General features: G+C 63.7%; 1 protein-coding gene. It reads right to left on the bottom strand.

Annotated elements, in window-relative coordinates:
- Positions 1-97 precede the first annotated feature (97 nt).
- Positions 98-455, bottom strand: a 358-nt coding sequence (locus tag PQ627_RS19915; RefSeq protein ID WP_337993568.1) for an HhH-GPD-type base excision DNA repair protein, incomplete at its 5' end; no start/stop codon positions are given.

The raw sequence follows: 455 nt of genomic DNA, 5'->3' as shown, positions 1-455 counted from the left end.
GCACCAGCAAAAGGCCCCAACCACGACGGTTGGGGCCTTTGGTCTTTAACGACGGTTGGGGCCTTTGGTTTTTTATGCTTGATCGCCGGGGGCCTGGTCAGGGGGTGGGTGCTTTTGCTGTTTTCGCGGCGGCTTTTGCTGCTTGTTTGCTGGCGCGGACTTTGGCCAGGGATTCCGGGTCGGTGATGTCGGCCACGGAGAGGTAGGATCCTTCCTTCCCGTAGTGGCCGGCGGCTTCCTGCCATCCGGGAGCTGTCAGGGCGCATTGTTTGCCCAGCAGTGCCAGGAAGATCTTGGCTTTTTGTTCGCCAAAGCCTGGCAGGGCCTGGAGCCGGCGGAGCACCTCGGGGCCGTCGGGGTTGCCTTTTGTCCAGATGGCGGATGCGTCACCGTCCCAGTCGCGGTCCACGGCGGCTGCGAGGGCCTGGACCCTGCCTGCCATGGAGCCGGGAAAG

Origin of the sequence: Paenarthrobacter sp. AB444, from assembly GCF_028736865.1 — a bacterium.
GTDB lineage: Bacteria > Actinomycetota > Actinomycetes > Actinomycetales > Micrococcaceae > Arthrobacter > Arthrobacter nicotinovorans_B.
The sequence above is the reverse complement of the archived record's forward strand: the minus strand, read 5'-3'. Positions and strand labels throughout refer to the sequence as shown.